The sequence below is a fragment of the Paraburkholderia sp. CNPSo 3272 genome, assembly GCF_024206495.1.
Taxonomy (GTDB): domain Bacteria; phylum Pseudomonadota; class Gammaproteobacteria; order Burkholderiales; family Burkholderiaceae; genus Paraburkholderia.
In genome coordinates, this window is the sequence record NZ_JAMBPQ010000032.1 from 59,804 (window position 1) to 80,563 (window position 20,760).

Consider the following 20,760-nt stretch of genomic DNA (forward strand, 5'->3'; position numbering starts at 1 on the left):
GCTCAGGCGGTCGTCAGCGTTGCACCGGCGGCGGCCTCCGTTTGCGCACGCGCACCCTCGCGGCGGTCCGCGCGCAGCATCCCGGCGGCGCGCTCCGCGATCATCAGCGTCGGCGAATTCGTGTTTCCCGAGGTAATGGTCGGCATGACCGAGGCATCCACCACACGCAGGCCCTCCACGCCGCGCACACGCAGGCGCGCGTCGACCACCGCGTCGGGGTCGTCCGCGCGGCCCATGCGGCACGTGCCGACCGGATGAAAGATCGTCGTGCCGACGTTGCCCGCCGCCTCGCGCAGTTCCTCCTCAGTCTGGAACGCGAGCCCCGGCAGGATCTCGTGCGGCTGGTAACGCGCGAGCGCGCCAGACGCCGCGATGCGCCGCGTGAGCCGTATCGAGTTGGCCGCAACGCGCAGGTCGTGATCGGTCGAAAGATAATTGGGTGCGATCGCGGGCGCCTGCGAGGGGTCAGCCGAAACGGCGTGGATACTGCCGCGCGACGTGGGCCGCAGGTTGCACACCGAGGCCGTGAACGCGTTGAAGCGATGCAGCGGCTCGCCGAAGCGGTCGAGCGAAAGCGGCTGCACGTGGTACTGGAGGTCGGGCCGAGTGAGCGCGGGGTCATCCGGGTCCGATTTCGCGAACGCGCCCAGCTGCGAGGGCGCCATCGACATGGGGCCGCTCTGCAACAACGCGTACTGCATGCCGATCATGAGCTTGCCCCACCAGTGCGCGGAGGCCGTGTTGAGCGTATGCACGCCGTTCACGCGAAACGCCATGCGCAGTTGCAGATGGTCCTGGAGGTTCTCGCCCACGCCGCGCAGATCCTGCACGACGCCAATGCCGAGTTGCGCGAGCCGCGCAGCGTCGCCGATGCCGGAAAGCTCGAGCAGTTGCGGCGAATTCACCGCGCCGGCGCTCAGGATGACTTCGCAACGCGCCCGCGCGACGTAATCGACGTCGCCGCGATACTCCACGCCCACGCAGCGCTTGCCTTCGAAGATCACGCGCTGCGTGAGCGCGCCGGTGACGACCGTGAGATTGGGCCGCTTCATCGCCGCACGCAGGAACGCCTTCGACGCATTCCAGCGCACGCCGCGCTTCTGGTTCACCTCGAAATAGCCCACGCCGCTGTTGTCGCCGCGATTGAAGTCGTCGGTGGCGGCAATGCCCTGCTCCTGCGCGGCGTGCGCGAACGATTCGAGAATCTGCCAGCGCAGCCGCTGCTTCTCCACGCGCCATTGGCCACCCGCGCCGTGAAACTCGCTCGCGCCGCCGTGATGGTCCTCGCTGCGGCGGAACACGGGCAGCACGCTGTCCCACGACCAGCCGGAATCGCCAGTCTCGCGCGCCCAGTTGTCGTAGTCTTCGCGCTGGCCGCGCATGTAGATCATGCCGTTGATCGACGACGAACCGCCCAGCACGCGCCCGCGCGGGTACGAGAGCGAGCGGCCGTTGAGGCCTTTTTCGGCGGCGGTCTTGTAGAGCCAGTCTGTGCGCGGATTGCCGATGCAGTACAGGTAGCCCACGGGAATGTGGATCCAGTGATAGTCGTCCGCGCCGCCCGCCTCGATGAGCAGCACGGAAACGTCGGCGTCTTCGGTCAGGCGATTAGCGAGCACGCAGCCCGCGGTGCCCGCGCCAACGATCACGTAGTCGAATTCGCCTTCGAGGCGGCGCGCGGCCTGAGCTTCGCTCGGTGCAGGCATGATGTGTCTCCAGCGATGACTGCTCTCTTTATGTTGTATTTTTGGACTGCGATTACTGCGCCAGACGGCATCGAACGCTTCGGATTCCTTTCGAACCGCCCGGCTCCCGGCCGCCTACTTCGCCACCGGCATGGTGAACTCCGCGCCCTTGGCGATGCTGTCGGGCCAGCGTTGCATGATGCTCTTGTAGCGTGTATAGAAGCGCACGCCTTCCTCGCCGTACGCATGGTGATCGCCGAACAGCGAGCGCTTCCAGCCGCCGAACGAGTGCCATGCCATCGGCACCGGAATCGGGACGTTGATGCCCACCATGCCCACCTTGATCTGGCGCGAGAAGGCGCGCGCGACGCCGCCGTCCGAGGTGTAACACGACACGCCGTTGGCGAATTCGTGCGCGTTGATCAACTCGACGGCGCTCGCGAAATCGGGCACGCGCACGACCGACAGCACCGGACCGAAGATCTCTTCCCGGTAGATCGTCATGTCGGTCTTCACGTCGTCGAACAGCGTGCCGCCGAGGAAGAAGCCCTCCTCGTGACCGTCCACCTTGTGGCCGCGCCCGTCCACGACGAGCTTCGCGCCCGCCGCCACGCCGGCCTCGATATAGCCCTGCACTTTCGCGCGATGCACGCCCGTGACGAGCGGCCCCATTTCCGAGGCGCCGTCCATGCCGCTGCCGATCTGCAGCGCCTTCACGCGCGGCGTGAGACGCTCGACGAGTTCGTCGGCGATATGGCCCACGGCCACCGCCACCGAAATCGCCATGCAGCGCTCGCCGGCCGAGCCGTAGGCCGCGCCGATCAGTGCATCGACGGCCTGGTCGAGGTCCGCGTCGGGCATCACGACGAGGTGATTCTTCGCGCCGCCCAGCGCCTGCACGCGCTTGCCGTGCTTCGTGCCTTCCGTGTAGATGTACTCGGCGATCGGCGTCGAGCCGACGAACGACAGCGCGGTGACATCGGGATGCGCGAGCAGCGCGTCCACGGCCACCTTGTCGCCGTGAACGACGTTGAACACGCCGTCGGGCAGGCCCGCTTCCTTGAGCAGTTCGGCAAGCCGCACGGAAGCGGAAGGATCGCGCTCCGAAGGCTTCAGCACGAACGTGTTGCCGCACGCGATCGCGATCGGGAACATCCAGCACGGCACCATCATCGGGAAGTTGAACGGCGTAATGCCCGCCACGACACCCAGCGGCTGGCGCAAATTCCAGTTGTCGATGCCGCCGCCGATCTGGTCGGTGAAATCGGTCTTCAGCAGATTGGGAATGCCGCACGCGAACTCGACCACCTCGATGCCGCGCATCACCTCGCCCTTCGCGTCGGAGAACACCTTGCCGTGTTCGCGCGTAATGCGTTCGGCGAGTTCGTCGTGATGCTGATCGAGCAGATCCTTGAACTTGAAGAGAATGCGCGCGCGCTTGATCGGCGCCATCTCCGCCCACGCGGGAAACGCGGCCTGCGCAGCGGCGACGGCGGCGTCGACCTCCGCCACGGTTGCGAGCGGCACGCGCGCGCTCGGTTTGCCGAACGCCGGATTGAAAACGTCGCCATGGCGCTCGCTCGTTCCGGCCAGCGGCTTGCCGTTGACGAAGTGGGTCAACATGCGTACGCCGGCTTCGTTCTGGTGTGTCTCGCCCATGATGTGCCTCTTCTGTCGTGAAGCCTCGATCCAACTAGCGTAATCGCCTGGCCTCGGCACGATCCAATGATTAATGCTCAACAGCGATATAAGGCGGTTTAATATCAGGATATGGACCTGACCTTGCTCCGAGCGTTTGTCACGGTCGCGCGCGAGGGCAACCTCACGCGCGCGGCCACCCATCTGCATCTCACGCAGCCGGCCGTGAGCCTGCAGATCAAGCATTTGCAGGAGGGCCTGGGCGTCGCGCTCTTCACGCGCACCTCGCACGGCCTCGCGCTCACGCGCGACGGCCAGGCGCTGCTGCCGCATGCCGAACGCGCGCTCGCCGCAGCCGGCGACGTGCAGCGCGCCGCTGCCGCGTTGCGGCACGAGGTGCGCGGGCGCTTGCGCATCGGCACCATTCTCGATCCGGCGTTCCTGCGCCTCGGCGGCTTTTTGCGCCAGCTCGTCGAAACCTGGCCGCAGATCGAAACGGCGCTGCGCCACGGCATGTCTGGCTGGGTGCTCGACCAGGTGCGCTCGCGCGAGCTTGACGTGGGCTATTACATCGGCCAGCCCGCGCCCGATTCCGAGACCTTCCACGTCATCACGCTCACGCGCTTCCAGTACCGTGTGCTCGCGCCCGCGGGCTGGAAGGACCGCGTCAAGGATGCGCGCGACTGGCGCGCGCTCGCCGCGCTGCCGTGGATCTGGACACCGCCCGCCTCCGCGCACAACCGCCTGCTCACCACGCTGTTCGAGGCGGCCCATGCCAAACCCGTGAAGGTGGCCGAGGTGGACCAGGAGCCGTCGATGCTCGATCTCGTGAAGTCAGGCGTGGGACTCACGCTCGCGCGCGATTCCACCGCCCTCGCCGAAGCGCACGCGCACGGGCTCACCATCGTCGAAGGCGTGACAGTGCCCACGGAACTCACCTTCATCACGCTGGCCGCGCGGCGCGACGAGCCCACCATCGCGGCGGCGCTCAAGTCGATTGAAACGCAGTGGGCGATATGAGCCGCGCTCATGAAGACGCGCGTGCGCCGTTCATGTCTGACGAAAGCCCAAGCCTCGTCGCGTAACAGCGCTGTCACACAAGATTTGATAGATTGGGAATTCGCTCCGCGTTTTCGGCACGCCCATGGCTGTGCTCATCCTGCGCGGCGCGTCTCCAGCCTCTCCCATCGTCCCCCTTTGTTCCCTTCGTTCGACAGGAGCCTTGCATGGCCCGCAACATCGAAATCAAAGCCCGCGCCCGTCAATTCGACGCCCTGCGCGATCGCGCTTCCCAGCTCGGCACCGAAGCGCCGCTGATCTTTCGCCAGCAGGACTTCTTCTACGACGTACCGCGCGGCCGCCTGAAGCTGCGCCAGTTCGACGACGGCACGCCGCCCGAGCTGATCTTCTATCAGCGCGACGACCGCGACGGCCCGAAGGCCTCGTACTACACGCGCAGCCCCGTCACCAATGCCGAGGCCATGCACTCGCTGCTCGCCACGGCGCTCACTACGCGCGGCATCGTCTCGAAGGAGCGCCACGTGTATCTGGCGGGCCGCACTCGTATCCACCTGGACCGCGTGGACGGTCTGGGCGACTTCGTGGAGCTGGAAGTGGTGCTCGGCCCCGAGGACGACGAACAAGGAGGCGAAGCCGAAGCGCATGCGGTGTTCGCGAAGCTCGGCGTGGACGAGAGCGATCTCGTCGCGGTGGCTTACGTGGACCTGCTCAATACGGCCAGCGGGGCCTGACATCTGTAATTGGCCAGGCGGGCCCTTGCGGCCCGCGACGCCATCCCGCCCATGCCACTCACGCCGCCGGCGCGCCCGGCTCCAGGTGCCCGAGCGGCAGCGGCCCGTTGCGCTTGAACGTAGTGAGCACGATGTTCGAGCGCACGCTGTCCACGCCGGGCACGCGCATGAGCTTCTTCATGACGAAGGTCGAGAGCGCGTTCAGATCGGGCGCGACGATGCGCAGCAAATAATCGGCGTCTCCCACCACGGCATGGCATTCGAGCACTTCGGGTAGCACGTCGATCTGCTGCTGGAACTGCTCGATGATCGAATCCCCATGATGCTTGAGCTTAAGGCTCGTGAACGCGGTCACGCCCAGCCCGAGCCTTTCGGGCCGCAGCACCACGCGATAGCCGTCGATCACCCCTGACGCCTCGAGGCGCTGCAGCCGCCTGCCGATCTGCGATGGCGAGAGCGGCACCTGCTCGCCAAGCTGCTGATGCGTGGCGCGGCCAAAGCGCTGCAGCACGTCGAGCAGCGCAAGATCGAAATGGTCGAGTTCAAGCATGAATGAAATCCGCATTTAGTGACTGTATTGCGCTCGATTATTGCATAATCAAGCTGTAACCCATGAACTACGCGCACATACCGCGCGCCGTCCGCTCTAGACTTGCATGACAGCAAGCCTTTTTAGTGGAGCGTTACGAACATGGCCGCCGCCACCGCGAAACTGCAGGAGCAGTTCGACGCGGGTCTCACCACCCGTCCCGATTTCACGATTGCCCAGCCGCTGGAGCGCTACGGCGCGGCCGATCACGCCGTCTGGGACCAACTCTACCGGCGCCAGCGCGCCCTGCTCGAAGGCCGCGCCTGTGATGCCTTCATGGAAGGTGCGTTGCGCCTCGGCCTGAATGTCGCCCACGTTCCGTCCTTTTCGCAGGTAAGCGAGCGCTTGATGGCCGCAACCGGTTGGCGCATCGTGGCCGTGCCGGGCCTCGTGCCCGAGCGCATTTTCTTCGAGCACCTGGCGAACCGGCGCTTTCCGGTCACCTGGTGGATGCGCCGTCCCGATCAGCTCGACTATCTGGAGGAACCCGACTGTTTTCACGACCTGTTCGGCCATGTGCCGCTGCTCACCGACCGCACTTTCGCCGATGCGATTCACGCCTATGGCCGCGCCGCGCTCGCCGTCGAGGAACGCGCGCTGCCGTTGCTCGCGCGGCTCTACTGGTACACGGTGGAGTTCGGCTTGATGCGCGATGCGAGCGTCCCGAACGGCGTGAAGATCTACGGCGCGGGCATCGTCTCGAGCAAGGGCGAGACGCTATACAGCGTGGAGAGCGCGGCGCCCAACCGGCTTGCGTTCGACCTCGAGCGCGTGCTGCGCACGCGCTATCGCATCGACACGTTCCAGAAGACCTACTTCGTGATCGACTCGTTCGCGCAGCTTTTCGAAGCGCTGGGCGCGGGCATTGCTTCGCATCTGGCTGAGCCGGCGGCGCTCATCGCGGCGCAGCCTCATGCGGCCGGCGACGTGCTGCACGGCGACACGATCATCACGCGCGGCACGCGTGAGGGCTGGCTCGACGACGGCGACGTCTGAACGACACGCGGGGCTCAACGCCGCAGCCCGCGCGTTACTTGATGCGAGCGCTCGCACGCGTGCCTCAGACGTGAAAAAATGGCTGATCGGCTCACGGCGCACGCCCGGCCTCAAGCTCAATATAGGTGCAACGATGATCAACCGACTCACATCCGAAGAGCGCGCATCGCAACTCGCCGACCTGCGCGGCTGGCAGGCCGTCGCCGGCCGCGATGCGATCCAGCGCCATTTCCGCTTCGCGGACTTCAACGAAGCCTTCGGCTTCATGACGCGCGTCGCCATCAAGGCGCAGGAAATGAACCATCACCCCGAGTGGTTCAACGTGTACAACCGCGTGGAGATCACGCTTTCCACCCACGAAGCCGACGGCCTCACCTCGCGTGACATCGAACTCGCGCGCTTCATCGATTCGATCGCGCCGGGGCCGCTCAGCGCATAAGCAGCGGTACCGGGCATGGGTACGCTGTGCGCATGGCGAGCGCACACAACGAGCGCACAGCGCGTCGTGAAAGCATAATGCAGGGTGCCGGGCCTTTAAACCTTCAGCTTTGAAGGCTATTCTTGATGGATACGTAAGACTCCCAGGCAGCGCGGGCAATCGGGTCTAAACGTTCCGGTGATATGGCGTTCTGACGCTGTACAATCAGCAGCGCATAAGGCTTGGAGAGCGCACTCGCCTCCTGGCACAACGCGAGTTCATCGCCAATCGAAGGCGAGCGGTTGCGCCAGAAGTTGATCGCGGCTTCGAGTTCGGTGATCGAAATATCGGACATGTGGATCGTGATCGCGCAACCGTCGGGCTGTGCCTCGTGGCCAGCAAGCGACGCTTTGCGAACTGCGTGCCTGAACGCTAAAACCCATTGTACTTGAGCGAATCCCATGCGACTCCTTCTGATCGAAGACGACCGCCCTATCGCACGCGGTATCCAGTCCAGCCTCGAACAAGCCGGCTTTACCGTCGACATGGTCCACGACGGCATCTTCGCCGAACAGGCCCTCACGCAGAATCGCCATGAGCTCGTGATCCTCGATCTGGGGCTGCCGGGCATCGACGGCATGACGCTGCTTTCGCGTTTTCGCCAAAGCAACCGGCATACGCCTGTGATCGTGCTCACCGCGCGCGACGAACTGAACGACCGCGTCCAGGGCCTGAATTCGGGCGCCGACGACTACATGCTCAAGCCGTTCGAACCGGCGGAGCTCGAAGCGCGCATTCGCGCCGTGATGCGCCGCAGCGGCCCGCATGGCGACGTGCCGCGCCCTGAAGTGTCGCTCGGCGGCGTGCGCCTGTCGGGCGTCGATCGCCGCATCTTCAACGACGACAAGCCGCTCGAACTCTCGCCGCGCGAATTCGCCGTGCTCGAAATGCTGCTGCTGCGTCACGGCCGCGTCGTGAGCAAGGCCCAACTGCAGGACCACCTCACGCACTTCGGCGGCGACCTCGGCGACACCGCGATCGAAGTCTACGTGCACCGCGTGCGCAAAAAGCTCGAGAACTGCCGCGTCGAAATCGTCACGGTGCGCGGCTTCGGCTATCTGCTGCAGGAAATCCGCCAGGCGGCCTGATACGCCTCGTTTTCCGGGCCAGCCAGCGGCGGCGGAGCAATCCGCCGCCGTTTGCGCTTGATGGCGCCGGCTTTTGGCGCCGTACTGGCGCATCAGCCGCCATGCCCACGGCCCGCGTACAATGGATCAGTCCCGTGCCGCGCACCCCGCCGCACCCACGATTCATCATTCGCCCCGAAGCCAATCATGTCCTCACCGGCCGCAACGAGCCTGCGGCGCACGCTGCTACGGCGCCTCGCCGCCCCGCTTTCGCTGCTCGCGCTGATGAGCGGCCTGATCGCCTATTGGCTCGCCTGGCAGTACACGCAGCACGTGGTCGACCGCTCGCTCGCCGACCTCGCCACGGCCATTTCCCGCCAGATCCAGATCGCCGGCGACGATGCCCCCAACACCGTCCCGCCGCTCGCGCAGGCGATGTTTTCCGACCCCGTCGAGCACCTCGTCTATCGCATCAGCAACGGCGAAACGGAAATTGCGGGCGACCACGACCTGCCGCTGCAGGGCACCAACGTGCGCCGCATGCACTACGCGTATGTGTTCGAAACGAGCTATCGGGGCGTGACCGTGCGCGTCGCCCAGGTGCGCGTGCCGCAGGCGCATGGCAATCCGATCGTCGTGGAAGTCGGTCAGCCGGTGCATCATCGCTTTCGCATCGCCGCCGAATTTCTCGTCGCGATCATGATGCCGTTGCTGCTCCTGCTGCTCGCCGGCTGGGTCATCGTGTGGCGCGTGGTCAACCAGCAGCTCAACCCGCTCACCGCGCTCGCCGATTCGCTTAACCGGCAGACGCACACGTCCCTCGAACCCGTGGACGAGACCTACGTGCCCGTCGAGATCCGTCCGCTCACGGGCGCGCTGAACGCGCTGCTCGGACGCCTGAAGATGGCGCTCGACGCGCAGCGCAAGTTCATCGCCGACGCCGCCCACCAGTTGCGTACGCCGCTCACCGCGGTGAAGCTGCACGCCGAGCAGGCCGTGAACGCGCGAGAGCCGCAGAAGGTCAGCGACGCGGTGCGCGAGCTACGTGCGGCCGCCGATCGCGCGGTGCGTCTGTCCAATCAGCTGCTCTCGCTCGCGCGTGCCGAGCCGGGTGAACAGGCCGCGCGCTTCGTCGATATCGACATGGCCGCGCTCGCCTTCGAAACAGGCGCCGAGTGGGTGCCGCGTGCGCTGGCGAGCCACGTCGACCTCGGCTTCCAGCGCCTCGACGATCCCGAAAACGACACGCCGTTGATGGTGCGCGGCAACCCCGTGCTGCTGCACGAGGTCATCGCGAATCTGCTCGACAACGCGCTCAAGTATTTGCCGCCCGTGCGTCTCGAAGGCGCGCGCATCACCGTCACCGTTTCGCAGTCCTCTACGGAAGGCGTGCCGATGGCCGAGATCGTCGTGGAAGACAACGGCGGCGGCGTGCCCGCTTCGCAGCAGGCGGATCTCTTCAAGCGCTTTTTCCGCGGCGACGGTCAGAGCGAAAGCGGTGTCGATAGCGGCGCGGGCCTGGGCCTCGCGATCGTCCACGACATCATGACGCTGCACCGGGGCAGCGTGCATTACGAAGATGCGCCCGAAGGCGGCGCGCGTTTCATCGTGCGGGTGCCGCTCGCGCATCGCGGCGTGCCTGGCGGCAAGGACGCCAAAGACCGCAAGGACAACAAGGAGGCTACCGCCTTCGAGGGCGCACATCTGCGAACGGTCGAGGCCGGGGGCCCCGGGCAGGAGAAAAAACCGACCCACCAGGCGAGCATCGATCTCTGACGCTGCAAGTGCCAGCAAAACGACAAGGGCCGCTCATGCGGCCCTTGTGTTATACGGCGCGACGCGCGTTGCACCGCTTACTTCTTCTTTTTGCTCTTGCCCTTCGACGCTTTCGCGCCCTTCGCTGACTTGTCGTCGTCGGGCGGCGCGAGCATCGTGCCGCGGCACTTGCGAGCGCCGCAACGGCATTCGTATTCGCGCTTGAGCTTCTTCGTCTGCTTGGCGTCGATCACGAGGCCGTAGTCGTAAAAGAGCTCCTCGCCCTCGGCGATATCGCGCAGCGCGTGAATATAGACGTGTCCTTCGATTTCCTCGGCTTCGCAGTTCGGCGCGCACGAATGATTGATCCAGCGCGCGCTGTTGCCCTTCACCTTGCCGTCGATCACGTCGCCGTCGTCCAGCGCGAAATAGAACGTGTGATTCGGTTCGTCAGGATTATGCGGGTGACGCCGCAGCGCTTCCTTCCAGGAGATGCGCTCGCCCTTGTATTCGATCAGTCGTTCGCCGGTCGCAATGGGGACCGCCGCAAACACGCCCTTGCCGTGCACGCCCGACTGGCGCACGACGATCCTGCGTTCACTCATTGAATGAATCCTTGTGAAGTACTGGGGGAGACTGTCCCGGTCATGACAGGCGGCCTGGAACATGTCCTCGCGCGCGCCGCCCGCGGCTCTCTCATGAAGCCGTGCCTGGCGGTCTGCCTGGCCTTGCATCAAACCTCGCGTCGGCTCGTCGCGCTCCGTACGCAAACGCGGCGCCGATTGGGCGCCGCGCTCATGCGACGCCCGGCGCGCCACAGACGGCATCGTACACGCTCGCGGCTCTTTCGTTCAACCCATATGCGCCGTGAAAAACCGACGCCCGCAGCGTGTTTCAGCGCTGGCCGAGCGTCGTCTCGCCGAACAGCTTCTTCAACTCGCGCGGTTGCGAGCGCCAGTATTGCGGCGGCGCACTCACGCTCGCGCCGAGCTGCGCCGCGGCGTGCCATGGCCAGCGCGGATCGTAGAGCATCGCGCGCGCCATCGCGATCATGTCGGCTTCGCCGTCTTCGACGATCTGGTTGGCCTGCAAGGCGTCGGTGATCAGGCCCACCGCGATAGTCGTCACGCCGGTTTCGTCCTTCACCTTGCGCGCGAACGGCACCTGATAGCCGGGCTCGAGCGGAATCTTTTGCAGCGGCGACACGCCGCCCGACGACACGTCGATCCAGTCGGCGCCGCGCGCCTTGAGCGCCTGCGCGAAGACGACGGTGTCCTCAGGGGTCCAGCCGCCATCGACCCAATCCGTCGCCGACACGCGCACGCCAATCGGGCGATCGGCGGGAAATTCGGCGCGCACGGCGTCGAACACTTCGAGCGGAAAGCGCATGCGGTTTTCGCGCGAGCCGCCGTACTCGTCGCTGCGCTGGTTCGCGATCGGCGAGAGAAATTGGTGCAGCAAGTAGCCGTGCGCCGCGTGGATTTCGAGGGCGTCGATGCCAAGACGCGCCGCGCGGCGCGCCGTGGCCACGAACGCATCGCGCACGCGATTCAGCCCCGCAACGTCGAGTGCGAGCGGGGGCGCCTCGCCCTCCTTGTGCGCGAGCGCCGAAGGCGCGTGCGGCAGCCACCCGCCGTCGGCAACCGGAATCAGCTGGCCGCCGTCCCAGGGCACATGACTCGACGCCTTGCGACCCGCGTGCGAGATCTGCATGGCGACGCGAATGGGCGAGTGGCGGCGAATGGCGGCGATCACGGGCTCGAGTGCGGCTTCGGTCACGTCGTCCCACAGTCCGAGACAGCCCGGCGTGATGCGGCCGTCCGGCTCGACGGCCGTCGCTTCGATGCAGAGCATCGCCGCGCCCGAAAGCGCCAGGTGGCCGAGATGGATCATGTGCCAGTCGCTGGCTTCGCCGCGCTCGGCGGAGTACTGGCACATCGGCGAAACGACGATGCGATTGGGGAGCGTCACGCCACGCAGTTCGAGCGGAGTGAAGAGCTTGCTCATGGGAGGTCCACGGACGGTTGGCAGAAGCGTTCGAGGATAGCACGCGCTTTTTTCACGCGTTCGACAAGCCACACAACGCCTGCGCGGCGTGCGCCCGCGCGAGGTCGATCAAGCCGCGTTCAGGCGCGGGTCAGGGCTGGCGCGCGGCCATCCGGGCGTCGACGGCATCGAGCCATTCGCCGAACATGCGGCTCGCCTGCGCTTCGAGGAGCGGCCCGTGGCGGGCCGTGTCGTCGCGCAGCGCGTTCACGTCCACGCCCGCGCCGGCGATTTCGGCCGCATGACCGATCAGCCAGGGCTCGAAGCGGTCGGCGCGCACTTCGGGATGACACTGCAGGCCGAGCACGTAGTCGCCCCACGAAAACGCCTGGTTCTCGCAGAGCGGCGTGGAAGCGAGACGCGTTGCGCCCTGCGGCAGATCGAAGGTATCGCCATGCCAGTGCAGCATGGAAGTCGCCGCGCCGTCGAGGTGCCGCAGCGGCGAGGCGCGGCCGGCTTCGGTGAGCGTAAGCGGCGTCCACCCGATTTCGGGCTGGGGGCCCGCATACACGCGCGCCCCGAGCACGCGCGCAATGAGTTGCGCGCCGAGGCAGATGCCGAGCGTAGGCAGACCCGCCGCGATGCGCTTTTCGATCATCGCGGCAAGGGGAACGAGCGTGGGATAGCGCGCATCGTCGCACGCGTTGATCGGGCCGCCGAGCACGACCATGAGCGACGCCGACAAGGGATTGAGCGCACGGACACGTGCAAAGCCGACATCGACGTAGCGCACGGGGCGGCCGCGGTCGCCGAGCACGCGCTCGAAGCTGCCGAGGTCCTCGAAATAGACATGGCGCACGGCCAATACTTCGCGATTCATCGGCAAATTCCCGGGTCGGCTGTGGGCGGCATGCACGTCACCACTTTTTCACGGCGCGTGCGATCGTTTGGGCCAACGGTCGTGACACAAAATGTGTGGCCAATACTTGCGAGAACTACACAAATTGCCATGCACGCATTTGATGCACGCAAAGTCGGCACGCAAACTCGGCACGCAAAGTCGGCAGGCCAACAACCGCGCGATGCTTCGCATTACGGTGCATTACATGCATGACGCACGCCGCCCGCATGGGGCGGCGGCGCAGCTTCGGCCTTAAACCGCGAAGATCTTCCAGTTTTTCTTCTGGGTCGTCACGTCGGCCTGTTCGTAGACCGAGCAATCGAGACGCAGATCCGTGTCAGCCATGTCGATGTTCAGGAGCTGGCAGTGATGCGGCGTCTTCTTCGGGTTCTTGCTCGGCTCGAAATGCGAGCAGGTCAGGCACATGCGGTGTTGCGGGCTGGTTTCCTGCGATTCGAGCAGAAAAACCGTCTTGAGCAGCGTGCGATACAGCGTGGACTGCTCGTCCGCCTTCAGCGTGCCGACCGCCTTCGACAGGAAATCGGGCCACTGCGAGGCCTTCTTCGCCGCCGTGCGGCCGCGCGAGGTGAGACGCACCGCGAGTGCGCGGCCGTCGTCGAGCGCACGGCGCTTTTCGACGAGCCCCTTGGTTTCGAGCGTGCTCACCGCATCGCTCGTGGTCGCGGCCGTGAGGGCCGTTTCTCGCGCGATCTCGCCGAGGCGCATCGGCCCCTTACGCTGCATCAGCAGCACGAGAATTTCGCCCTGGGTAGGCGTGAGTCCTGCCCCTTCGGCCCAGTCCCACGCCTGGCTCCGCATTGCCGTGCTAAGTCGCAGCAGGCTATGGGTCACCCGCCCGGCTGCCTGCTCTCCGTATACGCCTTCGCTCATAGTCTTTCGCTGGTTATTGGCAGCTTGCGCTGCATCGTCAGCCGCCGCTTTGACCGACGGCCTGTGGGAACGCTGGCGCCCGGTTCCCTGAGCGCCGCACCATCTAAAAAACTCCTGCTTCGCACACGCAATCGTATGCGTTGCACTGTCATGTTTCTTGCCGCAGGCCCCGGAAACATCCTTCAAGTCCCGACGCCGGTGCAGCAAACCGACATTCTATGCGAGAGCGGCAAATCGCACAGCTAACTTATCCAACGCGAATTGTGGATAACCCGTTGATAAGCACGCGATTGACTTGTGTACAGGTTCCTCGCTGCTCGCCGTCGTCGCCCCGCGACCCTTGCAGGTTATCGCGGATTTCTGCCTCGAACGCAACTGGAATCTGCCCGATCGTGCTTAACCAATCATTACGTAGTCCATTGAGTTTGCAGGGAAAACGAAGGTTACCCACAACGGCCTGGGCCATTTGTCCTTGAATATGGACCATGTCGGGACCCAGGTGAAAAAAATAAGAACCCCCAGGTACCTCGAAGCAGGCAAAAAAAATTTTGTCCGCTTCGAAAAAAGTGGCGTGCGGAACCAACGCGGCCCGTATTTGGCCCGCTTTTCACACGCTTCCTACCCGTTTTCCGGTTCCGGAAAGCACGAAGGGCAGCCCGAAAGCTGCCCTTGCGTCCCGTCTTGCCGGCGCGGGGTGCGCCCGGCACCCCGCGAAAATCGGTCAGTGGTCCTGTGTGTCCGCTGGCTCCCCTTTCGATTCCCGTCAGGCGCGCCAGCGCAGGCACTGCTGACGCACTGCTTCGTGCAGCGATTTTTCCTCGGCCACCACGCTGCGCAGCCACGTGGCGTCGTTGTTCTGCGCACGGGCGATTGCGCCGATTTCGGCGAGCGCGCGCGTCGAACCGAGCACCTCGCCGTGCGGCGCGATCTTGTCGAGCGTTTCGAGAATGTCTTCGGAAATCGTGCGGCGCTCGCCCGTTTGCGGATTCACGCAGGTGCCGGCCAGGCCGAAACGGCATGCCTGGAAGCGGTTGAACGTGTACACGAGGTAGTCGTCTTCGAGCGGCGCGATCGGCCGGTCGGTGAGCAGATGACGCGCGAGCGTCTGGATGTAGCAGGCGATCGCGGCCGCGCGCTCCACCGAAAGCGGCGTGTCCATCACGCGCACCTCGATCGTGCCGAAGCCGGGTTTCGGACGGATGTCCCAGTAGAAGTCTTTCATGCTGTTGACAACGCCCGTGTGCACCATCTTCGAGAAGTACTCCTTGAACTCCTCCCAGCTCAGCACGAACGGCGCGCGGCCCGACAGCGGAAACGCGAACACGGAATTCAGTCGTGCCGAATGAAATCCGGTGTCCACGCCCTGGACATAGGGCGACGATGCCGAGAGCGCGATGAAATGCGGGATGAAGCGCGAAAGGGAGTGCAGCAGGAAGAGCGCGCTGTCCGCATCCGGACAGCCGATATGGACGTGCTGGCCGAACACCGTGAACTGCTTCGCCAGGTAGCCGTACAGCTCGGAAAGATACTGAAAGCGCGGCGTATCGACGATGCGCCGGTCGCTCCATTGCTGGAACGCGTGGGTACCGCCGCCGCACAGACCGACGTTGAGACGATCGGCCGCGGCGACGAGCGTGTCGCGAATCTTGCGCAGATCGGCCACGGCCTGCTCGTGATTCGTACAGATGCCGGTGGAGAGTTCGATCATGCTTTCGGTGATTTCGGGCGTGATATTGCCCGGAATCTCCTGATCCTTGAGGAGGCGCATGAGGTCGCTCCCCGCCTTGGTCAGATCGTAGTCGTGCGTGTTGACGATCTGCATTTCGAGTTCGACGCCGAAAGTGAACGGCTTCGAATCGACAAACGTTTCAAGTGACATGGCGTTTCCTGTCGGGGCGTCGCGCGCAAGCCGCCGGCCGCGCGCGCCGCGAGATTCATTTTTCGCCGCGTTCGCCGACGAGCGCAAGCGCGCGATAGACCACCCAAGGTCCGAAGAGCTGGAGCACGACGATCGAGCAAAGAATGATCGCGCGCAGGCGCGGATCGAACGTCGGATAGAGCTCGTAGGTGTCCTCGACAAGCAGCAGCGCGAGCGCCGACATCGGCGTCAAGGCGAGACCGAGCGCCACACCCTGCTTCCAGTGCAGCCCGCTCGGCTTGGCGAATATCAGCACGCCGACGAGCTTGGCCGCGAGACGGGCGACGATCAGCCCTGCCGCCGCCGCGCCGCCGACGAGAATGTCGTGCCACTCGAAGGCGGTGAGCGTGAGCACGAACAGAATCACCGTGAGTAGCCATCCGGCGGTGCCGAAATGCTGCGGCCAAAGCTGCGGGCGCGGCTCCAGATTCTTCACGATGATCCCCGCGGCGAGCAGGCTCAGGATCGTCGAGAGCTTGAGCAGGTGCGCAATGGCGATCGCCAGCAGCACGAGGCCGAAGAGCGCGACGAACGAGTGCTCGTCCTGCGGGCTCAGCCGACGGTAAAACAGCGTGCACGCGCGGGCCAGCACGAACGCGAGAATCAGCGAGCCGATGAGCAGATAAAGCGGCTGCAGGATCGTCGCGAAGACGTTGCCGTACATTTCCTGATGCAGCCAGGTAGAGGCGAGCTTTTCGACGATCACCGCATACATGCTGTTGAGCGCCGTGAGCGTGAGCAGACGCTGCGTGACCTGGCCTTCTGCGCGCAGCTCGGTCTTGAGCTGGATCACCATGGCAGGCGACGTCGCCATGGCGATTGCGGACACGACGAGCGCGATCATCGTCGGTACGGAAAGAAACAGCAGCACCGCGAGCACGAGCACGAAGGTGAGCGAGGACTCGGCAAGACTCGACAGGATGAGCCAGGGATTGCGGCGGATCCAGCGCAGGTCGAGACGGCTGCCCAGTTCGAACAGCAGCAGCCCGAGCGCGACGTCGAGCAACGGCCGCGCGGCCGTGCCGACATCGGCGTCGATCACGCCGAAGCCGGCCGATCCGGCAATCAGCCCGATCACCCCATAGCCCGAGATCCGCGGCAAGCGCCAGGCCCGATAACAAAGCTCGCCGCACAAACCGGCGGCGAGCAGCGCGAGCCCGGCCCAGAAAATTCCGTCGAGTTGCAACGGCCAGGCGGGAAAAAACGAAAACGCCGACTTCATCGTAATGGCTTCTCCTTGGCAACGACATCTTGCGGGGGATCGAATCCGGCTGTCCGACGTTAGATCGACATACGGCTGGCTAACAGGCAAGCCGCGTGCCGCACTGTCTGCCTGCCTGGCGCGCTCAACCCGTGCAGCCCGCTGGCCCGACGATATGACGATTGGACGAGCTGGCGCGACGAGGCGCTTCGTGCGGCGAGTGCAGGCAAACCAGTGCGGCAACACGCTGCGGCAGGCAGCGCCGGGGTGCGGCGAACAGCCGGTACGGGCGCTTTGCGTGTGGTGTGGCTGCGCCCGCGTTGGATGAACGAACGCTGCCGTCCACCCTGAGCACTCAGATTCAGGACGAGGGGCAACCGTTCCTTGGATGCGTCGACCGTCTCATGCGGCATTTGACGCGGAAAGAACGGCGATTGTGCCATAGCTTTTTTGCAATTGTTCCGACCTCTTCGAAAGCATCGACAAAGACGGTAATTGCGTCCGCATTGGGCGCTTTTGACGACGTATCCGGAAAAAATGACCGCACCGGCGCCGCGGCTTTCGTCAGGGGTTTCGAGCGCAGCTTGCCGGCAGCGATGGCGCAAGCTTTGGGGTTTACTGTTTACCGTATGTATACGTAGTAGAAGTTAACAAGGGCCTGGATTTCCTGTGGATAACCGCGGTTTACCGAAAGGAATCCGCGAGTTGGCGTTCGCGCAACCACGCGCAAAGCATGTGCGGTCCATGCGCACTTCGAAGAGTAACTTTTGGGCCTGGAATGGGTCGTGCTGAGTTACCCAGTTTACGTCCACACCGCTTCCACACTCGATTCGCTGCCAATTCGCGCGGTTATCCACAGATTTGGGTGGATAACCTGCGCGGCTCTTTTCGCGTAACGCGCTTCAAAGACTGCGCTGGCGCAAGGCGCGCTGCAGGAAGCGCGCCGGATCCAGCTGGTCAGCGAGTTCCCGCTCCAGCGGCCACGGCTCGCCTTCCAGTTGCGACGCGATCAACTCGGCTCCCAACTCCGCCCACACGAGCCCACGCGAGCCAAACGCATAGGCGCCATAGAGGCCGCGTGCGCGCGGCAGGTCGCGCGGCCATGCGCCGGCCAGACGCTGGGCGTCGCGGCGTGCGGCGTCTTCGTCGGCGAGCGGGCCGAGCATCGGCATGCGGTCGCTGGTGACGCAGCGGAACGCCACGCGGCCCCCGAAGTCGCGCTCGCTCTGGACCGCGGCAAGCTCGGGGAGCATCGGCGCGACGCGTTCGATATTCTCGGTATGGCCGGCGGCGCGCAGCGCGTCGTCGGCGTCGTCGACTTCGTAGGTGGCGCCCGCGAGCGTGACGCCGCCTTGGAGCGGCACCGCATAGCCCTCGCCGATCACGGGCACGCGCAGGTTCGCGAGCGGGCTGGGATCGACGAGCGTCAGCTGGCCGCGCACGATGCGCGTGGGCGCATGCGCGAGCGCGGCGGCGCGCGAGGCGTCCTGGGCGTTGGCGAAAATCACCGCCCCCGCCTGGGCCACGAGCCGTCCCGCGTCGTCGAACACCTCCCATTCGTCGGATTCCTGTTCGCCGGCGCGGGCAATGTGACCGATACGCACACCGAAACGTGTTTCGACCTGGGCGCCGGGCAGCGCCGCGGCGAAGGCGCATTGGGCGCGGCAGAGCGTTGCCGGGTCGATCGCGCCGCCCTGCGGATAGAACCACCCACCCTGAGCGAGCGCAACGCCGGCCAGCGCCTGCGCTTGCTCCTGCGTAACCGCGCACACGAATTCTTCGGGATAGCCGAACGATTCCAGCGCGGCGGCGACGGCGCGCGATTCTTCGTCGGTGGCGAGATGGAGCAAGCCGGCGCGTGAGCGCCTGGGCGCATGGCCGGCGGCTTCGAGCGCGGCCCAGCGTTGCAGCGCGTAGAGAAACCCCGCGCGCGTGATGCGCGATGCGCTGCTGTCGTCGCGCGAAATCAGCGGATGAAACACGCCGGCCGGGTTGCCCGATGCCTCGAGCGCGGGCGCGGCGTTGCGTTCGACGAGCGTTACGCGCCAGCCGCGCACGGCCAGCCGCTCGACCAGCGCGCAGCCGGCGAGTCCCGCTCCCACGACGACGGCGTGCCGCTCGCGCAGCGCAAGCGGCAGCGGCGGCTCGTAGCGGCGCACGCGCCAGCGCGGTGCGAAGCGTCCGACCAGCATCGCCCACTTGCCGTTGAAGCCTTCCACCTTTTGGTATTCGAAGCCGTTTTGCTGCAGCGCGCGCTTGACGTCGCCCGAACTGCTCCAGGTCGCGACGGTGGCGTCCTCGCCGGCGATGCGTGCCAGCGCCTTGAAAATGGCCGGCGACCAGATGTCGGGATTCTTCGCGGGCGCGAAGCCGTCGAGGTAGATCGCATCGGCGCGCAGCCACATTTTGGGAAATACCTCGAGTGCATCGCCGAACACGAGCGTGAGTGTGACGCGTCCGCCCTCGAACTCCAGGCGGTGGCTGCCCGGCACGAGCATCGGCCAGGCGTTCACGAGTTCACGCGCGAGCGGCGCTTCGCGTGCGTGCGCAACGACTGCGTCGAGTGCGCTTTGCAGGTCGTTGCGCGCGAACGGATGTTTTTCCACCGACACGAAATGCAGGCGTTCGCAGCGGGCGGGGTCGTCGCGCCATGCCGACCACGTGGCGAGAAAGTTCACGCCCATGCCGAAACCGGTTTCGACCACGGTGAAGATTCGCCGGTCTTGCCAACGCTGCGGCAGCGCGTTGCCGTTCAGAAAGACGGCCTGGGCCTGTGCGAATGCGCCCGCGGTGCTGTGATAAACGTCGCCATAGATGGGCGAAAACGGTGTGCCGTCTTCCCGGAAAGCGAGCGTGGCGGGTGTCAGGGTGGCGGTCATGGGAACGCGAAGCCAGAGGTAAAGAGGAAACGGGCAAGCCGCGAGGCTGGAAAAAGCGTGTGGCGAAGGCCGATCGCGTCGCCGCAAACGCTTGCCGGACCGGCGTTTGCGCGCATGCTGCGTTGGCGCGGCGCAACGTATGCGGCGGGAAAAACGTCGAAGGCGGGGGGATTTGCGGGGGTGGACACCCTAAAAAGGTCTGCAAGCTCCAAAAACCCGCAATTCCCGCGCGAAATCTTCGAAACCCTTGTCGTTATTGGGTTTGCGCTGCGCTATCATAGCAAGCGCCGCCCAGGGAAGCGGCAGCACGGACGTTGCGGCAGCAGACACACGCTAGTCGCCGCAACGCGAAAACGCCGGGGTGCTCCGGGTCCGTCGCTGCTCGACGGCGCGGCACGCGTCCGTATAATCGGCGCGTTCGCGCTGTTCGTGTCAACCTAAACACAGAAAGGAACTTCTCAATGAATAAACAGGAACTGATCGACGCCGTCGCAGCACAGACGGGCGCTAGCAAGGCACAAACCGGCGAGACGCTGGACACGCTCCTCGAAGTGGTCAAGAAGGCTGTGTCGAAAGGTGACGCGGTTCAGCTGATCGGCTTCGGCAGCTTCGGTTCGGGCAAGCGCGCAGCCCGTACGGGCCGTAACCCGAAGACCGGCGAAACCATCAAGATTCCCGCTGCCAAGACCGTCAAGTTCACGGCTGGCAAGGCGTTCAAGGACGCCGTCAACAAGCGCTAAGGCATTGCCGCTTTAAGTTGACACCCGCCCCTGGCGGGTTTTTTTTGTGCGCCGAGCATGCGCAACAGCTTGGGGGTGAGAGTCCCCTGCCCAGCCAGATGGGGCGAAGGGCTAGTGAAACGCAAGGGCGTCGTCGCGAGGCGGGGTCTGAAGGAAGCGTGTAGCAAAGCCGCGACCTGACGAACAGAAACCAGATATGAGGCCCACCAGGTCGGACGAGCGAGCAAATGATCGCGAAGTCCACAACCATCAAAGACCGGGGAGGTAGATCTGGCAGGTGTGCGG

Annotated in this window: 18 protein-coding genes; 7 read left to right on the forward strand and 11 right to left on the reverse strand. The window is 65.2% G+C overall.

Features of this window, described 5'->3' with window-relative positions:
• Window positions 1-2 precede the first annotated feature (2 nt).
• Both M3I53_RS28565 and M3I53_RS28570 read right to left on the reverse strand, forming a co-directional pair.
• Window positions 3-1,706 (reverse strand): GMC family oxidoreductase, encoded by a 1,704-nt coding sequence (locus M3I53_RS28565; protein WP_254319203.1) that lies wholly within the window; start codon window positions 1,704-1,706, stop codon window positions 3-5.
• A 114-nt stretch (window positions 1,707-1,820) separates the two neighbouring features.
• Window positions 1,821-3,344, reverse strand: a complete 1,524-nt coding sequence (locus M3I53_RS28570; protein WP_254319204.1) for a CoA-acylating methylmalonate-semialdehyde dehydrogenase — start codon at window positions 3,342-3,344, stop codon at window positions 1,821-1,823.
• A 111-nt stretch (window positions 3,345-3,455) separates the two neighbouring features.
• On the opposite strand from M3I53_RS28570, the gene M3I53_RS28575 reads away from it, so the two are divergent.
• Complete coding sequence (locus M3I53_RS28575; protein WP_254319205.1) at window positions 3,456-4,343, forward strand: LysR family transcriptional regulator; 888 nt, start codon at window positions 3,456-3,458, stop codon at window positions 4,341-4,343.
• A 206-nt stretch (window positions 4,344-4,549) separates the two neighbouring features.
• Window positions 4,550-5,074, forward strand: a complete 525-nt coding sequence (locus tag M3I53_RS28580; protein ID WP_254319206.1) for a class IV adenylate cyclase — start codon at window positions 4,550-4,552, stop codon at window positions 5,072-5,074.
• A 58-nt stretch (window positions 5,075-5,132) separates the two neighbouring features.
• Here M3I53_RS28580 and M3I53_RS28585 read toward each other — a convergent pair whose 3' ends face one another.
• Window positions 5,133-5,624, reverse strand: coding sequence for an Lrp/AsnC family transcriptional regulator (locus M3I53_RS28585; RefSeq protein WP_254319207.1), 492 nt, complete (start codon window positions 5,622-5,624; stop codon window positions 5,133-5,135).
• A gap of 141 nt (window positions 5,625-5,765) precedes the next feature.
• On the opposite strand from M3I53_RS28585, the gene phhA reads away from it, so the two are divergent.
• Both phhA and M3I53_RS28595 read left to right on the forward strand, forming a co-directional pair.
• Entirely contained in the window at window positions 5,766-6,659 is an 894-nt protein-coding gene (gene phhA / locus M3I53_RS28590) for a phenylalanine 4-monooxygenase (RefSeq protein ID WP_254319208.1), read from the forward strand.
• A 133-nt stretch (window positions 6,660-6,792) separates the two neighbouring features.
• Window positions 6,793-7,098 (forward strand): 4a-hydroxytetrahydrobiopterin dehydratase, encoded by a 306-nt coding sequence (locus M3I53_RS28595; protein WP_028203284.1) that lies wholly within the window; start codon window positions 6,793-6,795, stop codon window positions 7,096-7,098.
• A gap of 103 nt (window positions 7,099-7,201) precedes the next feature.
• Here the strand turns inward: M3I53_RS28595 and M3I53_RS28600 are convergent, their stop codons facing one another.
• Complete coding sequence (locus tag M3I53_RS28600) at window positions 7,202-7,432, reverse strand: DUF3717 domain-containing protein (RefSeq protein ID WP_028203283.1); 231 nt, start codon at window positions 7,430-7,432, stop codon at window positions 7,202-7,204.
• Window positions 7,433-7,538: 106 nt separating this feature from the next.
• On the opposite strand from M3I53_RS28600, the gene M3I53_RS28605 reads away from it, so the two are divergent.
• Complete coding sequence (locus M3I53_RS28605; RefSeq protein WP_027815974.1) at window positions 7,539-8,225, forward strand: response regulator transcription factor; 687 nt, start codon at window positions 7,539-7,541, stop codon at window positions 8,223-8,225.
• Window positions 8,226-8,411: 186 nt separating this feature from the next.
• Window positions 8,412-9,980: a sensor histidine kinase gene (locus M3I53_RS28610; protein ID WP_254319209.1), complete on the forward strand. Its 1,569-nt coding sequence runs from the start codon at window positions 8,412-8,414 to the stop codon at window positions 9,978-9,980.
• 77 nt (window positions 9,981-10,057) lie between these two features.
• Here the strand turns inward: M3I53_RS28610 and M3I53_RS28615 are convergent, their stop codons facing one another.
• The 7 genes from M3I53_RS28615 to mnmC form a co-directional block, all read right to left on the reverse strand.
• Window positions 10,058-10,564, reverse strand: coding sequence for an SET domain-containing protein (locus M3I53_RS28615; RefSeq protein ID WP_254319210.1), 507 nt, complete (start codon window positions 10,562-10,564; stop codon window positions 10,058-10,060).
• Window positions 10,565-10,853: 289 nt separating this feature from the next.
• Window positions 10,854-11,966, reverse strand: coding sequence for an NADH:flavin oxidoreductase/NADH oxidase (locus M3I53_RS28620; protein ID WP_254319211.1), 1,113 nt, complete (start codon window positions 11,964-11,966; stop codon window positions 10,854-10,856).
• Between the two features lie 130 nt (window positions 11,967-12,096).
• Window positions 12,097-12,825, reverse strand: a complete 729-nt coding sequence (locus M3I53_RS28625) for a glutamine amidotransferase (RefSeq protein ID WP_254319212.1) — start codon at window positions 12,823-12,825, stop codon at window positions 12,097-12,099.
• Window positions 12,826-13,098: 273 nt separating this feature from the next.
• Window positions 13,099-13,737 carry a MarR family winged helix-turn-helix transcriptional regulator gene (locus M3I53_RS28630; protein WP_254319213.1) on the reverse strand — a complete coding sequence of 213 codons (639 nt, stop codon included), beginning with the start codon at window positions 13,735-13,737 and terminating at the stop codon, window positions 13,099-13,101.
• A 763-nt stretch (window positions 13,738-14,500) separates the two neighbouring features.
• Window positions 14,501-15,616 (reverse strand): YbdK family carboxylate-amine ligase, encoded by a 1,116-nt coding sequence (locus M3I53_RS28635; protein ID WP_254319214.1) that lies wholly within the window; start codon window positions 15,614-15,616, stop codon window positions 14,501-14,503.
• A gap of 55 nt (window positions 15,617-15,671) precedes the next feature.
• The gene (locus M3I53_RS28640; protein WP_254319215.1) at window positions 15,672-16,877 is read right to left on the reverse strand and encodes a cation:proton antiporter; all 1,206 of its coding nucleotides are present in this window, start codon (window positions 16,875-16,877) and stop codon (window positions 15,672-15,674) included.
• An 881-nt stretch (window positions 16,878-17,758) separates the two neighbouring features.
• Window positions 17,759-19,735, reverse strand: coding sequence for a bifunctional tRNA (5-methylaminomethyl-2-thiouridine)(34)-methyltransferase MnmD/FAD-dependent 5-carboxymethylaminomethyl-2-thiouridine(34) oxidoreductase MnmC (gene mnmC / locus M3I53_RS28645; protein ID WP_254319216.1), 1,977 nt, complete (start codon window positions 19,733-19,735; stop codon window positions 17,759-17,761).
• Window positions 19,736-20,196: 461 nt separating this feature from the next.
• Between mnmC and M3I53_RS28650 the strand changes: the two genes are divergently transcribed.
• Complete coding sequence (locus M3I53_RS28650; protein WP_027815965.1) at window positions 20,197-20,475, forward strand: HU family DNA-binding protein; 279 nt, start codon at window positions 20,197-20,199, stop codon at window positions 20,473-20,475.
• Window positions 20,476-20,760: the final 285 nt, after the last annotated feature.